At 58.2% G+C, this 17,304-nt stretch carries 17 protein-coding genes and 4 tRNA genes; 12 read left to right on the forward strand and 9 right to left on the reverse strand.

Features of this window, described 5'->3' with window-relative positions:
- Positions 1–5: 5 nt before the first annotated feature.
- On the reverse strand, positions 6–230 hold the full coding sequence (locus CEPID_RS00955; protein WP_047241243.1) for a hypothetical protein: 225 nt from the start codon (positions 228–230) through the stop codon (positions 6–8).
- Positions 231–577: 347 nt separating this feature from the next.
- On the opposite strand from CEPID_RS00955, the gene CEPID_RS12350 reads away from it, so the two are divergent.
- The 4 genes from CEPID_RS12350 to CEPID_RS00975 all read left to right on the forward strand — a co-directional run bounded on the left by CEPID_RS12350 (position 578) and on the right by CEPID_RS00975 (position 3,372).
- On the forward strand, positions 578–1,012 hold the full coding sequence (locus CEPID_RS12350; protein ID WP_052843264.1) for a hypothetical protein: 435 nt from the start codon (positions 578–580) through the stop codon (positions 1,010–1,012).
- Positions 1,013–1,037: 25 nt separating this feature from the next.
- Entirely contained in the window at positions 1,038–2,054 is a 1,017-nt protein-coding gene (locus CEPID_RS00965) for an IS1096 element passenger TnpR family protein (protein WP_047239377.1), read from the forward strand.
- Positions 2,055–2,096: 42 nt separating this feature from the next.
- Entirely contained in the window at positions 2,097–2,846 is a 750-nt protein-coding gene (locus CEPID_RS00970; protein ID WP_047239378.1) for a hypothetical protein, read from the forward strand.
- Positions 2,847–2,985: 139 nt separating this feature from the next.
- Positions 2,986–3,372 (forward strand): GtrA family protein, encoded by a 387-nt coding sequence (locus CEPID_RS00975; RefSeq protein WP_083984319.1) that lies wholly within the window; start codon positions 2,986–2,988, stop codon positions 3,370–3,372.
- A 64-nt stretch (positions 3,373–3,436) separates the two neighbouring features.
- Here CEPID_RS00975 and CEPID_RS00980 read toward each other — a convergent pair whose 3' ends face one another.
- The 4 genes from CEPID_RS00980 to wzm form a co-directional block, all read right to left on the reverse strand.
- The gene (locus CEPID_RS00980; RefSeq protein ID WP_144413402.1) at positions 3,437–4,258 is read right to left on the reverse strand and encodes a hypothetical protein; all 822 of its coding nucleotides are present in this window, start codon (positions 4,256–4,258) and stop codon (positions 3,437–3,439) included.
- Between the two features lie 212 nt (positions 4,259–4,470).
- The gene (gene glfT1 / locus CEPID_RS00985) at positions 4,471–5,370 is read right to left on the reverse strand and encodes a galactofuranosyltransferase GlfT1 (protein ID WP_047239381.1); all 900 of its coding nucleotides are present in this window, start codon (positions 5,368–5,370) and stop codon (positions 4,471–4,473) included.
- Positions 5,370–6,164: a galactan export ABC transporter ATP-binding subunit Wzt/RfbE gene (gene wzt, locus CEPID_RS00990; protein WP_047239382.1), complete on the reverse strand. Its 795-nt coding sequence runs from the start codon at positions 6,162–6,164 to the stop codon at positions 5,370–5,372. The genes glfT1 and wzt overlap by 1 nt, the downstream gene beginning before the upstream one ends.
- Positions 6,165–6,177: 13 nt before the next feature.
- Positions 6,178–7,080, reverse strand: a complete 903-nt coding sequence (gene wzm / locus CEPID_RS00995; RefSeq protein WP_047239383.1) for a galactan export ABC transporter permease subunit Wzm/RfbD — start codon at positions 7,078–7,080, stop codon at positions 6,178–6,180.
- Positions 7,081–7,188: 108 nt separating this feature from the next.
- Here wzm and CEPID_RS01000 point away from each other — a divergent pair, with 108 nt between their 5' ends.
- Positions 7,189–8,436: an aminotransferase class V-fold PLP-dependent enzyme gene (locus tag CEPID_RS01000; RefSeq protein WP_047239384.1), complete on the forward strand. Its 1,248-nt coding sequence runs from the start codon at positions 7,189–7,191 to the stop codon at positions 8,434–8,436.
- On the opposite strand, the gene CEPID_RS13045 is transcribed toward CEPID_RS01000, so the two are convergent.
- Positions 8,323–9,627: a hypothetical protein gene (locus tag CEPID_RS13045; protein WP_144413403.1), complete on the reverse strand. Its 1,305-nt coding sequence runs from the start codon at positions 9,625–9,627 to the stop codon at positions 8,323–8,325. The genes CEPID_RS01000 and CEPID_RS13045 overlap by 114 nt on opposite strands.
- Before the next feature lie 10 nt (positions 9,628–9,637).
- Entirely contained in the window at positions 9,638–10,594 is a 957-nt protein-coding gene (locus tag CEPID_RS01010; RefSeq protein ID WP_047241246.1) for an NAD(P)H-quinone oxidoreductase, read from the reverse strand.
- A gap of 184 nt (positions 10,595–10,778) precedes the next feature.
- On the opposite strand from CEPID_RS01010, the gene CEPID_RS01015 reads away from it, so the two are divergent.
- Positions 10,779–10,863 (forward strand) — tRNA-Ser (locus CEPID_RS01015).
- A gap of 439 nt (positions 10,864–11,302) precedes the next feature.
- Here the strand turns inward: CEPID_RS01015 and aqpZ are convergent.
- Positions 11,303–12,046, reverse strand: coding sequence for an aquaporin Z (gene aqpZ, locus CEPID_RS01020; protein WP_083984320.1), 744 nt, complete (start codon positions 12,044–12,046; stop codon positions 11,303–11,305).
- Positions 12,047–12,228: 182 nt separating this feature from the next.
- Here aqpZ and CEPID_RS01025 point away from each other — a divergent pair.
- From CEPID_RS01025 to CEPID_RS01050, 6 genes are all read left to right on the forward strand, one after another.
- Positions 12,229–12,313: transfer RNA gene (locus CEPID_RS01025), tRNA-Ser, on the forward strand.
- A gap of 51 nt (positions 12,314–12,364) precedes the next feature.
- Positions 12,365–12,437: transfer RNA gene (locus CEPID_RS01030), tRNA-Arg, on the forward strand.
- Positions 12,438–12,767: 330 nt separating this feature from the next.
- Positions 12,768–12,843: transfer RNA gene (locus CEPID_RS01035), tRNA-Arg, on the forward strand.
- A 213-nt stretch (positions 12,844–13,056) separates the two neighbouring features.
- The gene (locus tag CEPID_RS13535) at positions 13,057–14,193 is read left to right on the forward strand and encodes an ImmA/IrrE family metallo-endopeptidase (RefSeq protein ID WP_047239385.1); all 1,137 of its coding nucleotides are present in this window, start codon (positions 13,057–13,059) and stop codon (positions 14,191–14,193) included.
- Position 14,194: 1 nt separating this feature from the next.
- A complete protein-coding gene (locus tag CEPID_RS01045) occupies positions 14,195–14,680 on the forward strand; it encodes a DUF4411 family protein (RefSeq protein WP_047239386.1) in 486 nt (161 codons plus the stop codon).
- Between the two features lie 413 nt (positions 14,681–15,093).
- Positions 15,094–15,660 carry a hypothetical protein gene (locus CEPID_RS01050; RefSeq protein ID WP_144413404.1) on the forward strand — a complete coding sequence of 189 codons (567 nt, stop codon included), beginning with the start codon at positions 15,094–15,096 and terminating at the stop codon, positions 15,658–15,660.
- A 632-nt stretch (positions 15,661–16,292) separates the two neighbouring features.
- Here the strand turns inward: CEPID_RS01050 and CEPID_RS01055 are convergent.
- Positions 16,293–17,288: a prephenate dehydrogenase gene (locus CEPID_RS01055; RefSeq protein WP_047239388.1), complete on the reverse strand. Its 996-nt coding sequence runs from the start codon at positions 17,286–17,288 to the stop codon at positions 16,293–16,295.
- Between the last annotated feature and the right edge of the window lie 16 nt (positions 17,289–17,304).

Below are 17,304 nucleotides of genomic sequence, written 5' to 3' on the forward strand. Positions count from 1 at the left end.
TCGTGTTAGAGATCCATGATCTGCTTAATTTCTGCTGGCAGATCTTCTTGAGTCATGATCGTCGGGCCGTCGTATTCCTCTAATATCTGATAGACGCGCACCCGGTCGGCGGAGTCGAGCAAAGGTAGTTCTTGCGCCATCATCATGGTGACCGCATTGCTAAGTGGGGTATTGGTCTGTTCCGCTGCCAAATGTCCAGGGGCAGCCTTGCGCTTTTTGAAGCCAAACATGTCCGCCATCGTAGTACTTGAGGCTTGTGGTTAGTTGGGTTAGTGACTCTCGGTGCTCGGGGTGCGGGGGTTGCCTTTGCGATTGCACTCTTTTGCGGGCATTATCTCCCATCCTCGAGCTGTAATTGCGAATGCGTAGAGCGCGACAGCTGCGAACAACAACCGACAATGAACTCTGAGAACCGCCGAGGCGCCGGCCTTACGACAAGCCATTGCCACCAGGCATTTCCGTGGCCGCTATCCCGAGCTCGTTGCAATTCGAGCAAAACCAGTCGACCGTAACAACCGCTAAGAACACTTTTTCATTCGATAGGCCAGCTATTTGTGGTTACGGCATACTAGGAACTATGACTCAAGGTTCTCCTGCTGCTCAATCGCAATTCACTAACCACCTGGATGACGCTATTTTGGCGGTGGCCGTCGGGACGAGCGCTGCGCTGCGTAAACCGGTCCAGCGTTTAGCTGTACTCGCTGCTGGGGTTGGCGCGGTAGCGGTGATAAATTCGACTGATGATGACCCGGATAATGATCCCGCTGTGATCGTTGATCGGGTGCGGCATCGTCTTGGGGATGTCGGCGAGCGCCCGGGACCGGCGTCGGATATGCCGGCCGGGGATTTAGGCTCGCCTGCGCGTACCTGGGGAGTAGTAGCAGGTGTGGTACTTACTGTGTTGGCGATTGCGCGCTTTGAGCAGCGAGTTCTGCGCTCGGGGTGGTCGCGGTGCGTGGAAGGGGTTGCGGTTGGGGCTGCGACCTATCAATTGTGTCGACATGCGAGGTAGCTGTAAACGCTTTAGGGTCTAATGCGTGAGCTTTATTCCCGTGACTGATCCGGCTTTGCAGCGACCGCTGCGTCGCATCGAGCCGACCCCAGAGCGTTCGTATCTGGTGCATGCCTCGAGTGGCGAGGTGTGGCGTCGGCTGCGGGTGCCCAGTTCGGTCGGGATGGAGCGTTTCGCGCGGATCCTGCAACTTGCCTTCGAGATTAATTCGGCCGAGCACACTTTCATTCAGCAGGATGGCAATGTTGAGAACGCGCCGGTCATCATGCCCGCCCAGACCCTGGTTCGTTTCGATGCCGCTGGCACGCCTTCGGAGACTGTCACCCTGTCTGAGGTCCTCCCGGTCGCTGACCTGCATTTTCTTTCCAATTTCGGTGAGCCTACCGACATTAAAATCACGCTGGTGGGTGCTTCTGAGCAGCTCCCGGCCGTCGAGACGCTGTGCATTGATGGTTCGGGTAGCCTGGGTAACCTGTCGTTTTCGCTGGCGGCGATCAACCGGGAGTTGGATGCTGAGCGGTGGGTCTTCGCGAAGCTTTCGCTGGTCAAGGAGGGTTTGCGAGATCTTATTTTCCGGACGGGCATGTGGGAGACCGCCCAGTTGGTGGCCTACCTGGACACGGAGCAGGAGGTGGCGGTCTCGGCGGAAGAAGCTGCGGTCATGGTGGGGCCCGTGCTTGCCGACGCCCACCTCTCGCAACTCCTCGAGCTGCACCGGGTAGAGGCGGATCCCTTGGCTCAGTGGCGTCACATCGCGCACAAATTGCCACTGGAGCGCGATACGCGCGGAAACGACGCCGCTTGGCTGCGCATCATCGCGTTGATTTCGGCAATGCCGTATGGTGCGGAGACATTCTTGCTGGAGGGGATGCAGTGGGCTGGGCATCCGACGACACTGGCGGAAGTCGATAAGTTGACTGCCAACACGATGCGGGTGCTGTCGCTGCTGGGCGTGGTAGACGGCGACACGTTGGTGCTGGGTGGGCCTCTGTCGAAGCCACACCGTGAGTTCCTCCGGATGATCTTGCGGGGTTCGCAATAGGTGGGCTCGTCCTGGGCGCGCCGAAATCTCTAGAATGGGGCCATGCGTTCCCTGATTATTAGGGCAGGGATCCGCGGCACGGATGTGTATCGCCACATTGGGGTCGACGAGCAACTCTCGCTGGGAGAGCTGCATGAAGTTCTCGATGTGTGTTTCGGATTCGAAGGCGGGCCCTGGTCCTTTCCCGACTTCGATTCCGCCGACCCCATACCAGACACCTGTTCTTACCGTTGGGGCCTGTGGGAGGTTGATTTGCAGGTTATCGACATATACCCGCGCGACCGCGGCACTCCCCGGGCGCTGTGCATCGGTGGTTCTGGTGCTCTGGGGGACGCAACTTTCGATCTGGCCGCCATCAACCGGGACCTCACCGGCCGGGCGACGATCGAAGAAGTGCTATCCCTGACGAAACCCCAGCTGCGCGCGATGATTGAGCGGGCCGAACTGTTTGATTTCGTGCCGCTTCTGCAGGCTCTCGACCTCACACAGGCCCGGCATCATCTTGATTTGCCGTTGCCGCTCGAGCGCGACCCGGCAGGTAGAGACGCCTTTTGGTCGCTAGTTTTGGTGCTGTCTTGCTTCGCGGAACCGGACGTTACCGATAATCTCCTCGAAACCACGATGGCCACCCTCGGCTGGGTCGAGGATGACGGCACGCCCCTGCGTGCTCCCGCGATCCGCGCGCTCTGCGCTGAATCCTTGCAGCAGCTCGCGCGGGTCGGTGCTTATGGGCGCCACGCAAAGTCTCCGGTCGAGCGCCTCGACATCTATCGCGAGCTTCTGGCTGGGTAGGGGCCGGTTGGGAGCGTGGCGAGCTTCAAATCAACTAGGACTACTACTTAGAACTTATGCAGCTTCCCGGCCAACCATTACCAAGCCCTGCCAACCGTCGGATCCCAGCTCCAACGGGGTAGGCTACTCAGACGTGGATATGAAAACTCAAGGTTTCCGCTTCATTATCTCCGGTCTGGTCTCCGCTGTAGTCGACTGGGGCTTTACCGCGTTGACCCAGTTCCTCTTCGGGTTCTCAGCTGGCAAAGCCCGCCTTGTGGGCTTTATCTTCGGCACGATCACTGCCTACGCGATTAATCGACGCTGGACCTTCCAAGCCGACCACTCCTGGAAGCGCCTGATCTACGTTGCGATTCTCTACACCATCACCGGCTGGCTGAATATGACGCTATACGCCTGGGGTTTCCACCTGCTCGAGCCGAGCGTGCCCCGTCTCGCAGCGTCCATCGGTGCGTTCGTTTTCGCGCAGGGCATCGCGACGGTGCTGAATTTCTTCGCCCAGCGGATGTTTATCTTTAAGGCCTAGTATCTCCCTTAGCGGTGACTTCGATATTTCTGCATTCCAAGCCGTGAAATATGCTGGTCATCCATTAGCCGTGAGCAAAAATATCGAATCCTTCGCTAAGTAGTTTTCGTCGTAATCGTTCAGCCTCGCGGAGAAATCGGCCTGTTGCGATGTCTTCGCTGGTTACAACGATTGTTTTGAATCCTGCATTGCCGAACTCGGCAATGATTTCGGGGTCGCATAATGCCCGATCAAAGATTGCAATTCGTTCGTTGATACAGAGTGGAACGATCACTGGTCTGGCCGGTTGACCGATGTAAATCGTGCTGGCAACTTCGATTCTTTTGAAGTGGGCGTCGATAAGCGTGGCGCGGGCGCGGGAAACCGCGGGGCTAATACTGGCATCAGTGGCAAGTATCAGTGCGCGGCGTGCCTGTCGGGTGCCCCGAAGGGGATGCTGCGGAATTGTAATGTCGATTCCGCGGGATCGAGCAAGATCGCACGCGGCGAGCGCGTCGGGAAATGAGCTGAGTCGCGCGATATCGAGGACTGTTTGCGCCTGTGTCGCTGTTCGGATTCCGAAAATTTCCTCCGTTTCAATCCGGGATCGCTGTACAAACTTCACTCCGCGAGGCCATTGGCGCCGAGGCGGAGTCGTAGGGACAGCAAAAACTAGGTGGGTATCGTGGAAGTCAGGCCAGCCATGCAACGATGCCGCAGTCTTATCGACAGCAACGGCGAAGGAATAATGGTTTCCTAACGCAATCGCCCGGTACTGAATACGAGCCCTGGGGCTCAGCGAACCGAATACTTCCCGCTCGATGGCCACTGAAGGAGCCAAAAATACAAAGTCATCGCCGTGCGCTGCAAGCCAGCGTCGTCGGTCCCCTCGGGAAAATTTACGCAAGAAAACCAGATTTACTATCGAAGATTCCCCCAAATCCACAGAAATGAGGATAGCTATCTCCAAAGGAAAGTGCAGGAGTTGTTGGCTTGGTGCCTAATCGCGAGTTCGATATTTTTGTCAATCGTATTGTTAACACCCATGGTCTGCGGGCCGAAGGGTGCAAGAATATCGAAGTCGATGATAGGGCCGATCGTGCCCTATCTTTCCTCCCTCTAAGGTCGCTCAAACCTCTCGTTGCGCCCCATGCGGTGCAGTCGCAGCCATTCCTTGAAGCCGGCCATATCCCGCTCCTGCACGAGGAAGAACCACGCGAAGCGTGCGTATTCCTGCGGCAGGAGCTTGCGCATGCCGGGCTGGTTCATGAGGTAGCCGCGGTTGCGGTAGGTGAAGAAGCGCTTGGATTCCGATGATGGGTACTGGGTGTGCATGCGCCCGCCGAGGATCGGCTTGAATTCGTCGGAACCGTTCGGGTGCAGGTAGGTGCAGGTCAGGCAGGTGCCGAAGGCGAGTCCGGAGCGGACGAGGCGGCGGTGGTATTCGACTTCGTCGCCACGGATGAACAGGCGGTAGTCTGGCACGCCGATCTTTTCCATCGCCGTAGCCGAAATTAGGGCGCCATTGAACAAGGACGCGATGCCCGGCAGGAAACCAGTGCCCAGCTCAGCGCGGGTCCTACGCCAAGTCAGACCCCGGCGCAGCGGAAACGCCAACCGAGCAGGGGCAGCCTTATCGACGACCACCGGCGAGACCTCATCCAGCCCGTGTTCGATGGCGCAGTCGTAGAGCGAAGCCAGGACGTGAGAATCTTCCGGCTGGCCGTCGTCGTCAGCGCACCAGATCGCGTCTGCACCTAGAGCCAGTGCGGTCAGGAAGCCGTAGGCGAAGCCACCGGCCCCGCCGAGGTTGGTGCGGGATGGCAGGTAGACGCCACGGGAGCCGCAGATTTCGGCCACCAAGGAAGCGACGGCGTCTTCGCAGCCGTTGTCCACCACGATGATCCATTCGACTGGGCGGGTCTGCGACGCCACAACTGACAAAGAGGCACGCAGCATCTCCACGCGTTGATGCGTGACGATAACAGCTGCGACGCGGTCGGAGCTGGATAGAGCCATTACTCTTCTCCCTTTTCCAGTCGGGACATGAGGCGTCGAACGTGGTCGCCGGCACCCTTTCCTTCGTATGCCTCCACGATATCGGGGATCGAACCGGCTTGTCGGATCGTGCCGTGATCGACCCAGAGGGCGGTGTCGCAGAGCTGGGCGAGGAAGTCGTTCGAGTGGGAGGCGAAGACCAGAATGCCGGATCGCTGCACGAGCTCTTGCAAGCGGGTGCGGGCCTTGGCCATGAAGGCGGCGTCGACGGCGCCGATGCCTTCGTCGAGAAGCAAAATTTCGGGCTCGATCGACGTGACCACGCCGAGGGCGAGGCGGATGCGCATGCCGGTGGAGTAGGTGCGCAGTGGCATGGAGAGGTATTCGCCCAGCTCAGAGAAGTCAGCGATTTCGTCCATCTTGGCGCGCATCTGCTTGCGGGTCTGGCCGAGGAAGAGGCCGCGGATGATGATGTTTTCGTAACCCGAGATCTCCGGGTCCATGCCCACACCCAGGTCAAAGACCGGGGCAACGCGGCCACGGATGTGTGCGGAGCCGCGGGTGGGCTCGTAGATGCCGGAGAGCAAGCGGAGCAGGGTGGACTTGCCGGCGCCGTTGTGGCCGACGAGGCCGACGCGGTCACCTTCGCGCAGGTGGAGGTTCACGTCCCGCAGCGCCTCCACGACCACGGTGTTGTTGGCATTGCGGCCGATGGCGCCGCCAGCGGCACCGAGGAAGGCCTTCTTCATGGAGCGGGACTTGGCGTCGAAAATAGGGAAGTCGACGCAGGCGTTATACGTATCAATGGAAACCATCTTTTTCCAGCTCCTAAACCCAGTAGCTGACGCGGTAGCGCCATTGTTTCATGGCCAGCAACGCCAGCCCAAGGCCAACAAAGGTGCACCCGAGCACCACATACCAGTGGTAAGCCGGCAGCGGAGCGCCAATCAACGGCGCGCGCACCACTTCCATGTAGTGGTACAGCGGGTTCAGCTCAACGATCCGGGCGCGCGTGTGCATCTCGGGGCCCGCGTCCCGCAGGGTAGCAGTGGTCCACACGATTGGAGTGACATAGAACAGCAGCTGCACTAGGGCTTCGAGCAGGGGCGCGACATCGCGGTAGCGCGTGGCGATGATCCCGAAGAACATCGCCACCCACACGCCGTTGACAACGAGGAGGATCAGCGCCGGGATCGCCAGCAGCAGGTCCCATCCGAGGGGACGTGGGAAGATCAGCATCAAAACCAGCCAGATCACCATGTTGTGAGCCAGGAACAGAGTTTGGCGCCACACGAGTCGGTACACATGCACCGACAGGGCCGAAGGTAGCTGCTTAATCAAGCCTTCGTTGTCGATAAAGATGTCCGAGCCTTCTTTGATCGCCCCGGAGATAAAGCCCCACATCACGAGGCCGACGGTCACGTGCGGCAGGAACTCCGCCAGCGGGATCTTGAAGAGCAAGGAGTACAGCAATCCCAGGGCAAGTGCCATCACACCAGTGGCAATGGTGATCCATAGTGGGCCCAATACCGAACGCTTGTAGCGTTGCTTGATGTCCTGCCACCCGAGCTGTAACCACAGCTCACGCTGGTTAAACCCGCGTACGAGGTCTGCCCACGCCGCAGCGAAGGTTTGGGACTGGGAAGGGGGAGAGTCGATGTCGTCGACACGCGTTATGCGTGCACATTTCTCGGCAACGGTTTCCCCGGGAGCGCTAGCTTTTTCTGACACTCCTATGAGCCTAGTGGGGAGGCTATGCTTAGCGTGGTAAGCGGTGGCCGAAACGTGGTTATATTGTTGGGTCACCCGTCGGGATCGATAGCTGGACAGGAGAGGTTCATGGTCTTTGATGTCGCATACGCGCGAGGGTTGTACGTCTCGCTGAGCGACGGCTGGACCTACCTCAACGCCCACGATCGAGCGCAAATCCCGGAGCGAGTCTCGTCAGCGGTGTCTTCCGCGTTCCGATCTTCTGGCCTCCTGATGGATCAAGCCCCCCTGACGGGTACACATGGCCGCCAGCCCGAGGTCGGTGAGACCGTCGGGCTACAACATGTGGCGTCGGCGCGGGTCGCTGTCGCCGATCTGGTGGGGGCGACGCCCGACCGGGTGGTGTTGGGGCCGAGCAAAGAGGTGCTGCTGCGCAACCTTGCCGAGGCAATGCGCCCCCGACTCCGCAGGAGCACCCAAACCGTCCTCACGCGTGTCGACGATGTCCTGGTCACCAGCCCGTTTTCCACCACGGATTCCGCGGTTGTGTGGGCCGAACCTGACCTTGGCACGGGCGAACTGCCGAGTTGGCAGTTCAACAAGCTTGTCGACGGCTCCACCCGGCTCGTCGTGATCCCTGCGGCTCACCCCTACCTCGGCACCGTCACGGATGTGGCGGCTATCTCCGAGATTGTGCAGGAAAAGTCCCGGGCCTGGCTGCTTGTAGACGCCAGCGCATATGCCCCGTACCGCAGCATCGATATGGATGCCTGGGGTGCGGACATCGTGGTCGTCGAGTTTTCCCCGATGGGCGGGCCTGCGATGGCAGCACTTGTATTTAGGGACACCACCATGTTCCCGCTGCTAGCCGCGGTCAACCCGTTGGCGGACCCTGCCTCGGCGCTGAAATTGGAGTTGGGTAGAAATTCCGCAGGTTTGGCCGGTGGCGTCACCGCAATTGTGGAGCACTATTCGATCCTCGATGAACGCCTCGGCGGGACTCGAGCTACCCGTTTGCGCCGGTCATTTGCAGGTTTGGAAAGGCACGGCCGCGAGCTCACGCGCCACTTGATCAATTCTCTGCAGGGACTGCCCAAGGTGCACATCCTTGGCGTTAGTGGCGAGGCGGCAGGATCGGGGGCAGCGAAGCTGGATCGCATCCCACGGCTGTCTTTCCTGGTGACCGGCGTGCCGGCCGCGACTGTGCATCGACGCCTATTGACCAATGGTCTGGTCACTACCCTCAGCCCGTGCAACCCGCTGCTAGAAGCGATGGGCGTTTTTGACGGCGGGGGAGCCATCACGATTTCGTTGTCCCCCTTCAACACCCTCGGGGACATCGATCAGTTGACTCGCGTGCTCGCTTCCCTGGCTTAGCCTGATTTTTGCCGACCGCTGTACGCGCATCCACCAGGTCAGGGCTACTCCGAGCATCACTACGAGCAAGATGTTGCGGGTGACCAGTGGCACGACACCATCGAATCGCACTACTCCGCCAATGAGGTCGCCGTAGTGCTTCGGGAAAACCAAATAGGTGAGGTAGGAGCACAACACGCTGAGGCCCGCGAGCAGGTTGAGGATCTTGTCCCGCGACCGGCTCAGCGCCACCGCCAGCAACGGCCCCAGCCACGTAAGGTATTGCGGCGACAGCACCTTATTGGTCACGAGCAGCGCCAACACCAACACCACGGCCAGCGCCATTGACTCTTGCGGATCCCAAGGCCGCCCCACCAAGCGTCGAACGACCTCCAGCGCTGCGAGCAGCACCACCGCGTACAGGGCGTAGGAGGCCACCCGCTCGCCAACCGCTACGCCGGGGCCGGTGATCTCAAAGCTTTTCGACGCCGCGTAGCTCAACTGGTAGCTGCCATGTTTAAATCCTTCCATGAGCATGAAAGGGGTGGCTGCCACCGACTCAATCTGCAGGCCACGCACATTCTGGTAGTCCAGCGGCGACAACAACCGATCTAGTCCTTGAGTAAGGACAGTAAAACCAGCCAACGCCAGCAGCGACACCCCAAAAGCGCCAATCCGAACCCAAGTGGCAAGCTGGCGAGCTGGCCCGACGAGCGAGGTGGCGAGCACCCCCGGCCACAGCTTCATGGCGGTAGCTAGCGCCAACAAGAAGCTCGAGAACCGCGGATGCGAGACGAGGAAAACCGCGAACAGCCCTACCAGCATGCCGGGAACGAGATCGAGACGCGAGATGAAAATTGGGCCTGAGACCAGGCCGAACAGTACCCAGAACCACGATCCGCGCCAGTGTTTGCCTCGCATCAGGGCGAGGAGGAAGATGGCGTCGAGAAGCAGGACGAAGCCGGTGTAGGTTGAGTTGGCAGGCCAGCCGGTGGCGTCGATAATGCGGGAGAGCGGGCGGAGGATCCACAGGTTGGCCTCCGGGTATTCGCGCAAGGCGGGTTTGCCGTGTGCCTTGTTGATGATCTCGGAGAAGTAGTAGGAGACATCGCCGAAGATCCAATCGCGGCGGTGGAACGCCTCACGGACGATCAACCAGCGGGTCACCGCCCATGCCAACAAAAGCAGCGGGTACTGAAGGATTGTGCGCACCCGAACTAGCTTAGGCGACGCTGAGGACGATTTTGCCCGTGACGTCGCCGTTTGCGAGAAGTTCGTGCGCCCTGGCGGCTTCTGCAAGCGGAAGCGTCGTGTGGAGTTGGTGCTTGATGCGGCCGTCGACAAGCAGGGGCCAGACTAGGCGTTCGGTGTCGGCGACGATGCGGGCCTTATCTGCCAAGTCGCGGGCGCGCAGGGCCGTGGCGGAAACGCTGCCGCGTTTGGAAAGCAAGCGGCCGATATTGAGTTCGCCCTTCACCCCGCCTTGCATGCCAATGATGACGAGGTGGCCATCCATCGCGAGGGCCCGCACATTCTGATCGAGATACTTCGCGCCCATGATGTCCAAAATGACGTTGCATTTGTTTTTGAGTAGCTCCGCGAAGTCCTCCTCGCGATAGTTGATGAGGATGTCCGCCCCGAGCTGTCGACAAAATTCCAGCTTTTCCGCACTGCCCGCAGTCACCGCGACCGTTGCCCCCAGAGCCTTCGCGTACTGGATGGCGAAGCTACCGATGCCACCAGCACCACCGTGGACCAAAAGGGTGTCGCCAGACTTGAGTCCCGCTAGCTGCATATTTGAGACGACTGTGCAGGCAACCTCGACGATGCTCGCCACTTCAGCGGGAGACCAGCCGGAAGGAAAGCTCAACAGTTGCCCCTCCGGCACCGCGACGTACTCGGCATAGCCGCCTCCAGCGAGTAGGCAACCCACAGGAGTGCCAGGTTGTTGGTTGGTGGAGCCCGCGTCCACGATCACGCCTGCACATTCCAGGCCCATAATTTCGCTTGCGCCGGGCGGTGGTGGGTAATGTCCCGCGGCCTGCAGCAAGTCACCGCGATTAACGCCGGCGGCTTGCACCCGCACCAAGACCTCGCCTTCACGAAGCGTAGGGGTCGGGACTTCTTGCAGCTCAAGCGAAGTTTTGTCCTGAGGATCAGTGAGCCTGATCGCACGCATGGAAGCGGGAATTTCGCTAAAAGTGTTCGTGGTCATGACACTAGGCTAGGGCAAAATAGCGCTTCCGGCGCACGATCAGTTATTATTCTTCCATTGCGTTTTCGTTGGGTGAGCCATGTGGCACTAATTCCTGATGAAACGTAAGTGCCTGTATGTGCCACCGCAGTGGCGCGGCTAGGTAGTTGGAAGTGTGGCAGAGCGGCCGAATGCACTGGTCTTGAAAACCAGCGATAGGAAACTATCCGGGGGTTCAAATCCCTCCACTTCCGCAGTTGCGAAAGCCCCGTGATTCCGATTCAGGTCGGTGTCACGGGGCTTCGTGGTTTTGGGGTAACGGTGAGCCAAGTAGCGGGTTAAGTAAAGAAAAGTGTGTCCGGTCGGGGTGTCGTCGGCGGTGCGGGTTTGCTGCACAAGTGCTATGTCGTCGCTTCGGCGTAGTCTGACTACGTAGAGCAGCGTTTTTTAGTGAATAAAATCCCACAGCGGTAGTCCGACTACACCGAAGTGACGACATCGAGCGGGCTACGGCTCCCAGACCACAGTAAATACTGGCTTCAGGCCCACAACGCTGCGGAAATCACGCAGCAGAGACACACTTTTCTTTACTTACCCCAAGTAGCCACGGAATGCGCCTCATTTTTGGGCAATCTCAAAGGCAATCGGACGCCTGGAGCGCAGACGCTCAGCGCCCTGCGTCCCGCACGTGCTCTAGCGCTCGAGAATCGTGTCTGCCTCGTCGGGGAAGAACATCTTGTAGGTCACGCCTGCGATCGCAGCGCCGAGTAGCGGGGCGACAAAGAATGCCCAGACCTGCGTTAATGGTTCGGCACCTGCGTAGACGGCCACGCCGAGGGAGCGCGCAGGGTTGACGGAAGTGTTGGAGATAGGAATCGAAACGAGGTGGATCAGGGTCAGCCCCAGCCCGATGGCGATGGGGGCGAAGCCTTCTGGTGCGCGTCGATCAGTAGAGCCCAGGATGATGTAGAGGAAAATTGCCGTCAGAACAGTTTCGGCGATCAGGACCGCAACCAGCGAGTATCCATTAGGGGACAGGTCGCCGTAGCCGTTTGTTGCGAAACCGGACTCCGCTGCGGAAAAGCCCTGCTTGCCGGAGGCGATAGCGTACAGCACGCCACCTGCGGCGATGCCTGCGACGAGTTGGGTGATCCAGTAGGGGAGGACCGACTTGGCGTCGATACGCCCGGCGAGGAAAGCGCCGAGCGTGACTGCTGGGTTGAAGTGGCCGCCCGAGATGTGGCCGACGGCGTAAGCCATGGTCAGTACGGTGAGGCCGAACGCGAGCGAGACGCCGACGAAACCGATGCCCATGTTGACGGCTTTGTCGTCGGTAAGGACGGATGCAGCGAACACCGCGGAGCCGCAGCCACCAAACACGAGCACAAAGGTGCCGAGCAACTCAGCCAACAGCCGAGCAGAAAGTTTTGAATGCATGTGACCCACGCTACCTGTCCCCGGCCAAAACCGCTCTCAGAAGCAAGCTTATCGACGCCTGCCTCGCCTCGAATCGCCACGCCGAGGGCACGATAATCTGAGGATTTGGGAGTTAGCGCGTTGCCTGGGTAAGATACCAAAAGGTTTTCGTGCGATCTGTTCGCAGCTCGATCGATAACTGTGGAGATGTGCCAGAGTGGCCGAATGGGGCTCCCTGCTAAGGAGTTGTCCCTCCGGGGACCGCAGGTTCAAATCCTGTCATCTCCGCTCACTTCCGATTTTCGAATCGGGAGGGTTTCACCGGGCCTGGTGGAATTTGCGCCCGTAGCTCAACGGATAGAGCATCTGACTACGGATCAGAAGGTTGGGGGTTCGAATCCCTCCGGGCGCACAAGCGAAAATGTGTCACTACCTCACTAAACACTGATCTTTGCAGTGTGGCGGGGTGGTGATTTTTCATTGGTGGCTCACAAAGTGTCGCACGCGGTCTTCGGTGCATATTCCGGCTGCTATCGCACTGTGGTGAGTTGCGGCAGGTCAAAGGTTCTCAGGCGGGACGAGGAAACACCGTGCGCCCATCGGATGGCTGGGGTTGATTTTGTCCTCCCCCTGGATCTTGGCAGAGTTAGCGCACTTGACCAGCTAGTTTGCTTAATCTTAACCTGGGTGTGTAGAGTAACTCTTCGTTGCAAAGCGCACCGCACGGTGTGAAGCGAACAATGCGCCCGTAGCTCAACGGATAGAGCATCTGACTACGGATCAGAAGGTTGGGGGTTCGAATCCCTCCGGGCGCACCAGCAAAGACCCAGGTAAACACACTGTTTGCCTGGGTCTTTTTCGTGTTTCTGGGTGTGCGACACTGTTGCGAGTTGTTGCAGGTCGTTGGTTCTCAAACGGCACGTAGACGGAACATAGAGGGAACGGATACGGAACGAGAATAGGCGCTGAAATATCGCTGAGTTTGTTGCGTTGGAAGGATATAGTGCTGATTAGGAAGGAGGCGAGCAGTTTTGGCAGTCGAAGTTACAATTCATCCGGAAGTTCTGGAATGGGCATTGAAGCGGTCGGGGCTATCTGAAAATGAGGTCGAGAAACGATTCCCCAAGTTGGAGGAATGGAAGTCAGGTACGAAGAAGCCCACGCTTCCACAAGCTAAGAAAATTGCGGAAGCTGCTCGTCTCCCGCTTGGCCGGCTCCTTCTGTCAGTCCCGACCCCGGATGAAATTGCGATCCCGGACTTCCGTACTGTTCGCAATGCCAAGGTTGATTCGTTCGGAGCCAATCTTCGCGAGGTGATTCAATCCGCAGAACAGCGTCTCGGCTGGTACGCGGAATATGCCTCCGAAATTGGAATGGAGCCACCCGAGGTTCTCGGCATCGTATCGCCGTCTACGTCACCTAAGGAAGCCGCTGAAATCGTTCGAGAGGCGCTGGGATGGGATTCCATGGGCCACCCTAAGGGGGTGGATAAGGTTATGGACCTGGTTAACCGGATGGAAGATCATGGTCTTCTCGTAATGCGAAATTCCATTGTTGGAAATTCGACTGCACGGCGACTGGACATACACGAATTCCGAGGATTTACTCTTCGTGAAGGATCATATGCGCTGGTATTTGTAAACTCATCTGATAGTAAGACGGCCCAGCTTTTCAGTCTCGCTCATGAGCTGGGACACGTTGCGATGGCAGCTCCAGGGCTGTCTGGTGACCAAGGAAAGAGCAATGCCGTCGAGCAGTGGTGCAACAAATTTGCTGCGGCTCTATTGATCCCAGAGACGGCCATCAGGAAAGTGTCATTTGATATTGAGAGCCTGGAAGGGCAGCTTGCAGCGACTGCAGTCAAATTTGGCGTAAGCAAAGAAGCATTGCTTTGGCGTCTAGTCGAACTGAAATTGGTCCAAAAGGCCGATGCTGACCGAGTTGTTGGCCTAATTAAGGGCGAGAATGTTGTGCAAAAGGCTAAAACAAATGGTGCACCACCGTTTTCCGTTTTGGTACGTTCACGGGTTGGACGCAGATTTCTAAGTACTGTTACCGAGGCAGCGCTCTCAGGTGACCTGCCAGAACCTACAGCTGCTGAATTCTTGGGGATCCGAAACAAGAAGACTCTGCAAAAGGTTATGGCCTTCGTGGATGAGGCCGTTTAGTATGTACCTAATTGATTCGAATATTGTGATTGGTACATGGAATACTTATCCACCCGAGATTTTTCGGACGTTATGGACTGAGTTCGCTGATCTCATTCCGGGTGGTGATTTGTACTTCCACAAGGAAGTGAAAAAAGAGCTAACCGCTTGGTCTTCTGAGCAGAGCGATTGGTTCACCAACAATGTCCCTGATGATAGGGTGCTAGAGCCAACTCAGTCTGAAGTCGAGAAGTACATCGAAGTGTCACAGTGGGCGCAGCTTGAGAGAATTCCGAAGTTTAAGCAGAAGGCAGTGGATGATTTTCTCAATGTTGCAGACTCGTGGCTTGTGGCTTGCGCCATGGCTCATGGCGCAACCATTGTTTCCGACGAGAAACCTGCGCCTCAAAGCACTTCAAGAGTGAAGTTGCCGGATGCTGCTGCACATTTTGACGTGGCGTATTTGGATTTCTTGGGATTTCTCAGGGTGAAGAATCTATCATTCTGATAAATTACCTCTTAACCAATCACCTTGAACCGCGCCCGCCCGCGCTCCGCCTCCGACATCTCCCGCGACGCCACTTCGGATGCCAGGCGCTCCCGTCCCTTTGCTATGAGCGCGTCCACCGCATTGCGGTGGAGGGGGTCTTTTTCAGGCCTGGGAATAATTAGCGCTCCGCGCGGTGTCGCTTGTGTCAGCCTAAACAGGATGAATGACACCTATGCGGCTCGAAGTTTGAAAAGCCGTAGTTCGGCGGTCTTTCGCTTTAGTCACTGATTGGCGTAGACCTACGCCTGCTAATTCATGCGTCTCCGATATGAAATTGAAATGTTTATTCACTTGTGCGGAGTTTCTAGCTCGCTACAATGGGCTCTGGTATTGACAAAGGAAGCCGATAGTGGAGCTATGATTGGGGCGTTTTGAAGAAATATTTTGCATCGGCGATGGTGCTCGCCACTACTCTAGTTGGAGTACCGGCCCAGGCCGCCTCTAACTTGGCAGACAGCAAAGCCCCTAATCAGATCTCGAATCAATCGGAGGAAACCCCGAAATTCAATATTGATCAGGCGGGCGAACTGGGGTATACGGCGCACGTGGAAAACGCCAAAGCTACTCAAAACCAAGATGGGACCGTTTTAATCACCAACGCACAAGGAGAAACAGTAGGTTTTCTCAAGCCTCAAATCGAAACTGTCTCTGGAACTACCCACAAGGTTTCTTACAGCGTTAGCGGCAATCAAGTAAAGGCTACCTACTCCGATCGCCTAGTTCCCATTGTTAATAACGGAGACAGAGGTGCGGATGAAAACTTTGACTGTGCTGTCGGTGCAACAGCTACTGTTGCAGGGGCACTCGTAGCAGGCGGCACCGTTGTTACGGCTGCTCCAACTTTCGGTGGTTCACTCCTCGTCGGGGGAGCGATACTTGGGTCTCTAGCAACAGCGGCAGCGGGAGGTAAAGCCTGTGCAGAAGCAGCCAACGCGTAAAGGTTCCGATTCCATAAATCCTATCCACATTGTGTTGATCGGGCTAGTAGCAGCAATTCTTGCTAGTTTTACTACCGCATACTATGTGGCTGTGGGAGAACAATTCTCAATACGGTTCATGCTCAGCCTCGGTATCTTACTCGGTGCGATAGCGCTAGTCGTCGTAGGACAAAAGCGCAGGGTAGACCAAGGGCGATGTCGCAAAACCCGGTGACTTGAAAAGTGGTGATAGCTCAGCGTGTGACGAGGATCTGTGACCTTACTGGCTGCAAAGTCGCTTCTAATGCCCCTAGCCATTTAGGCCCATGTGTCCGATTTGAATTCCTGATTGGACAGGTGATTACGATGTTGAGCTGTATCCCAGTTGGGATTAGTGAAGGGCCATGAGGGAACATTAAGGGGGAAGGCAAAGCTAGAAGGCCATTCCATTTTGACTACGGATCAGAAGGTTGGGGGTTCGAATCCCTCCGGGCGCACAGTTGTGAAAGTCCCGAAACACCGAATGCGGTTGGTGTTTCGGGACTTTCTGCGTTGCTATCTAGAACGCCGGGTGCCGTTCAGCTTGTTCAGTTTTGCGGGCAGCTTCAAAGGCAATCGACAAGCGCTAGCCACACGCAAAACGAACGCAACCCCTAAAACACCTCGATGCGCGCTCCCAGCCCTTCGGCTTGCTCAAGTGTGGACAGCCACCCCGCTGCACCAGGGTGTAGTCGCAGTACAGGGCGTGCGGAAATCCCCAGCGGGCTTGTCCCGGAGCGGGCTTCGTATCGGATCCGTGAGCGGTATCCAGCGTCGATGAGTTCGCTGAGTGATTTTTCGGGGGAGGAGAGGTGGGCGCGGGCGTCGTCGAGAAGCTTGCGGGCTTCGTCGAGGGCGACGAGCAGGGCGTCCCGGTTGGTTTCGCACATGGCTTGCACGAGCGAGGGGTTCGTGCCGGCCACTCGGGTGCCGTCGCGGAAGGAGCCGGCGGCGAGGGAGAGGGCGAGGGCGCCGCCGTTGTCGCCGACGATCGCGAGCGTTTCGGCGAGGATGTGCGGCAGGTGGGAGATGCGGGCGACGGCTTCGTCGTGGGTGGCTACGCGCGCGGGGATGACTTCGGCGCCGACGGATGCGGCCATCGTGACGACGTCGAGCCACAGTTTTAGCCAGTCCTCGCTGGGGTCTTCGTAGGCGTGGTCGAAGGTGATGACCCAGGCGGCGCCACGGAAAAGATCATTCTGGGAGGCAGTCCATCCGGAGTCTGCGGTGCCGGCCATGGGGTGCCCGCCGACGTAGCGGTCGGTCATGCCTCGCGAGCGAACCAAGTCGTAGACCTCGCCTTTCACGCTGACGACGTCGGTGAATCCGCAGTTCGGGGCGTGTTCGTTGAGGGCGTCGAGGAGCGTGGGGAGTGCGGGCATGGGGGTGGCAAGCACGATGAGAGCGTCGTCGGTGGCGGCGCGCTGCAGGGTGGCGACGAGGTCGCCAGAGACGTCGAACCCCTCTTTCGCGGCCGCGGATGCGCCGGAGGGGGAGCGGTTGAATCCATAGACGGTGGTTGTCGTGGTGGCGAGGTCGCGCAAGAGCGAGCCGCCGATGAGGCCAAGGCCGAGGATGCAAACGGGTCGAGAAATCTTATGGATCGTCACCTGTTAAGTGTGGCAC

Origin of the sequence: Corynebacterium epidermidicanis (assembly GCF_001021025.1) — a bacterium.
Lineage (GTDB): Bacteria > Actinomycetota > Actinomycetes > Mycobacteriales > Mycobacteriaceae > Corynebacterium > Corynebacterium epidermidicanis.

Excerpts from the sequence above, each read along its gene's own strand:
- CEPID_RS01045 (WP_047239386.1), top strand. The coding sequence starts at position 14,195 with ATGTACCTAATTGATTCGAATATTGTGATTGGTACATGGAATACTTAT.
- aqpZ (WP_083984320.1), bottom strand. The coding sequence starts at position 12,046 with ATGCATTCAAAACTTTCTGCTCGGCTGTTGGCTGAGTTGCTCGGCACC.
- CEPID_RS01010 (WP_047241246.1), bottom strand. The coding sequence starts at position 10,594 with ATGCGTGCGATCAGGCTCACTGATCCTCAGGACAAAACTTCGCTTGAG.
- wzt (WP_047239382.1), bottom strand. The coding sequence starts at position 6,164 with ATGGTTTCCATTGATACGTATAACGCCTGCGTCGACTTCCCTATTTTC.
- CEPID_RS00970 (WP_047239378.1), top strand. The coding sequence starts at position 2,097 with ATGCGTTCCCTGATTATTAGGGCAGGGATCCGCGGCACGGATGTGTAT.
- CEPID_RS00975 (WP_083984319.1), top strand. The coding sequence starts at position 2,986 with ATGAAAACTCAAGGTTTCCGCTTCATTATCTCCGGTCTGGTCTCCGCT.
- CEPID_RS00955 (WP_047241243.1), bottom strand. The coding sequence starts at position 230 with ATGTTTGGCTTCAAAAAGCGCAAGGCTGCCCCTGGACATTTGGCAGCG.
- CEPID_RS01000 (WP_047239384.1), top strand. The coding sequence starts at position 7,189 with ATGGTCTTTGATGTCGCATACGCGCGAGGGTTGTACGTCTCGCTGAGC.
- CEPID_RS12350 (WP_052843264.1), top strand. The coding sequence starts at position 578 with ATGACTCAAGGTTCTCCTGCTGCTCAATCGCAATTCACTAACCACCTG.
- glfT1 (WP_047239381.1), bottom strand. The coding sequence starts at position 5,370 with ATGGCTCTATCCAGCTCCGACCGCGTCGCAGCTGTTATCGTCACGCAT.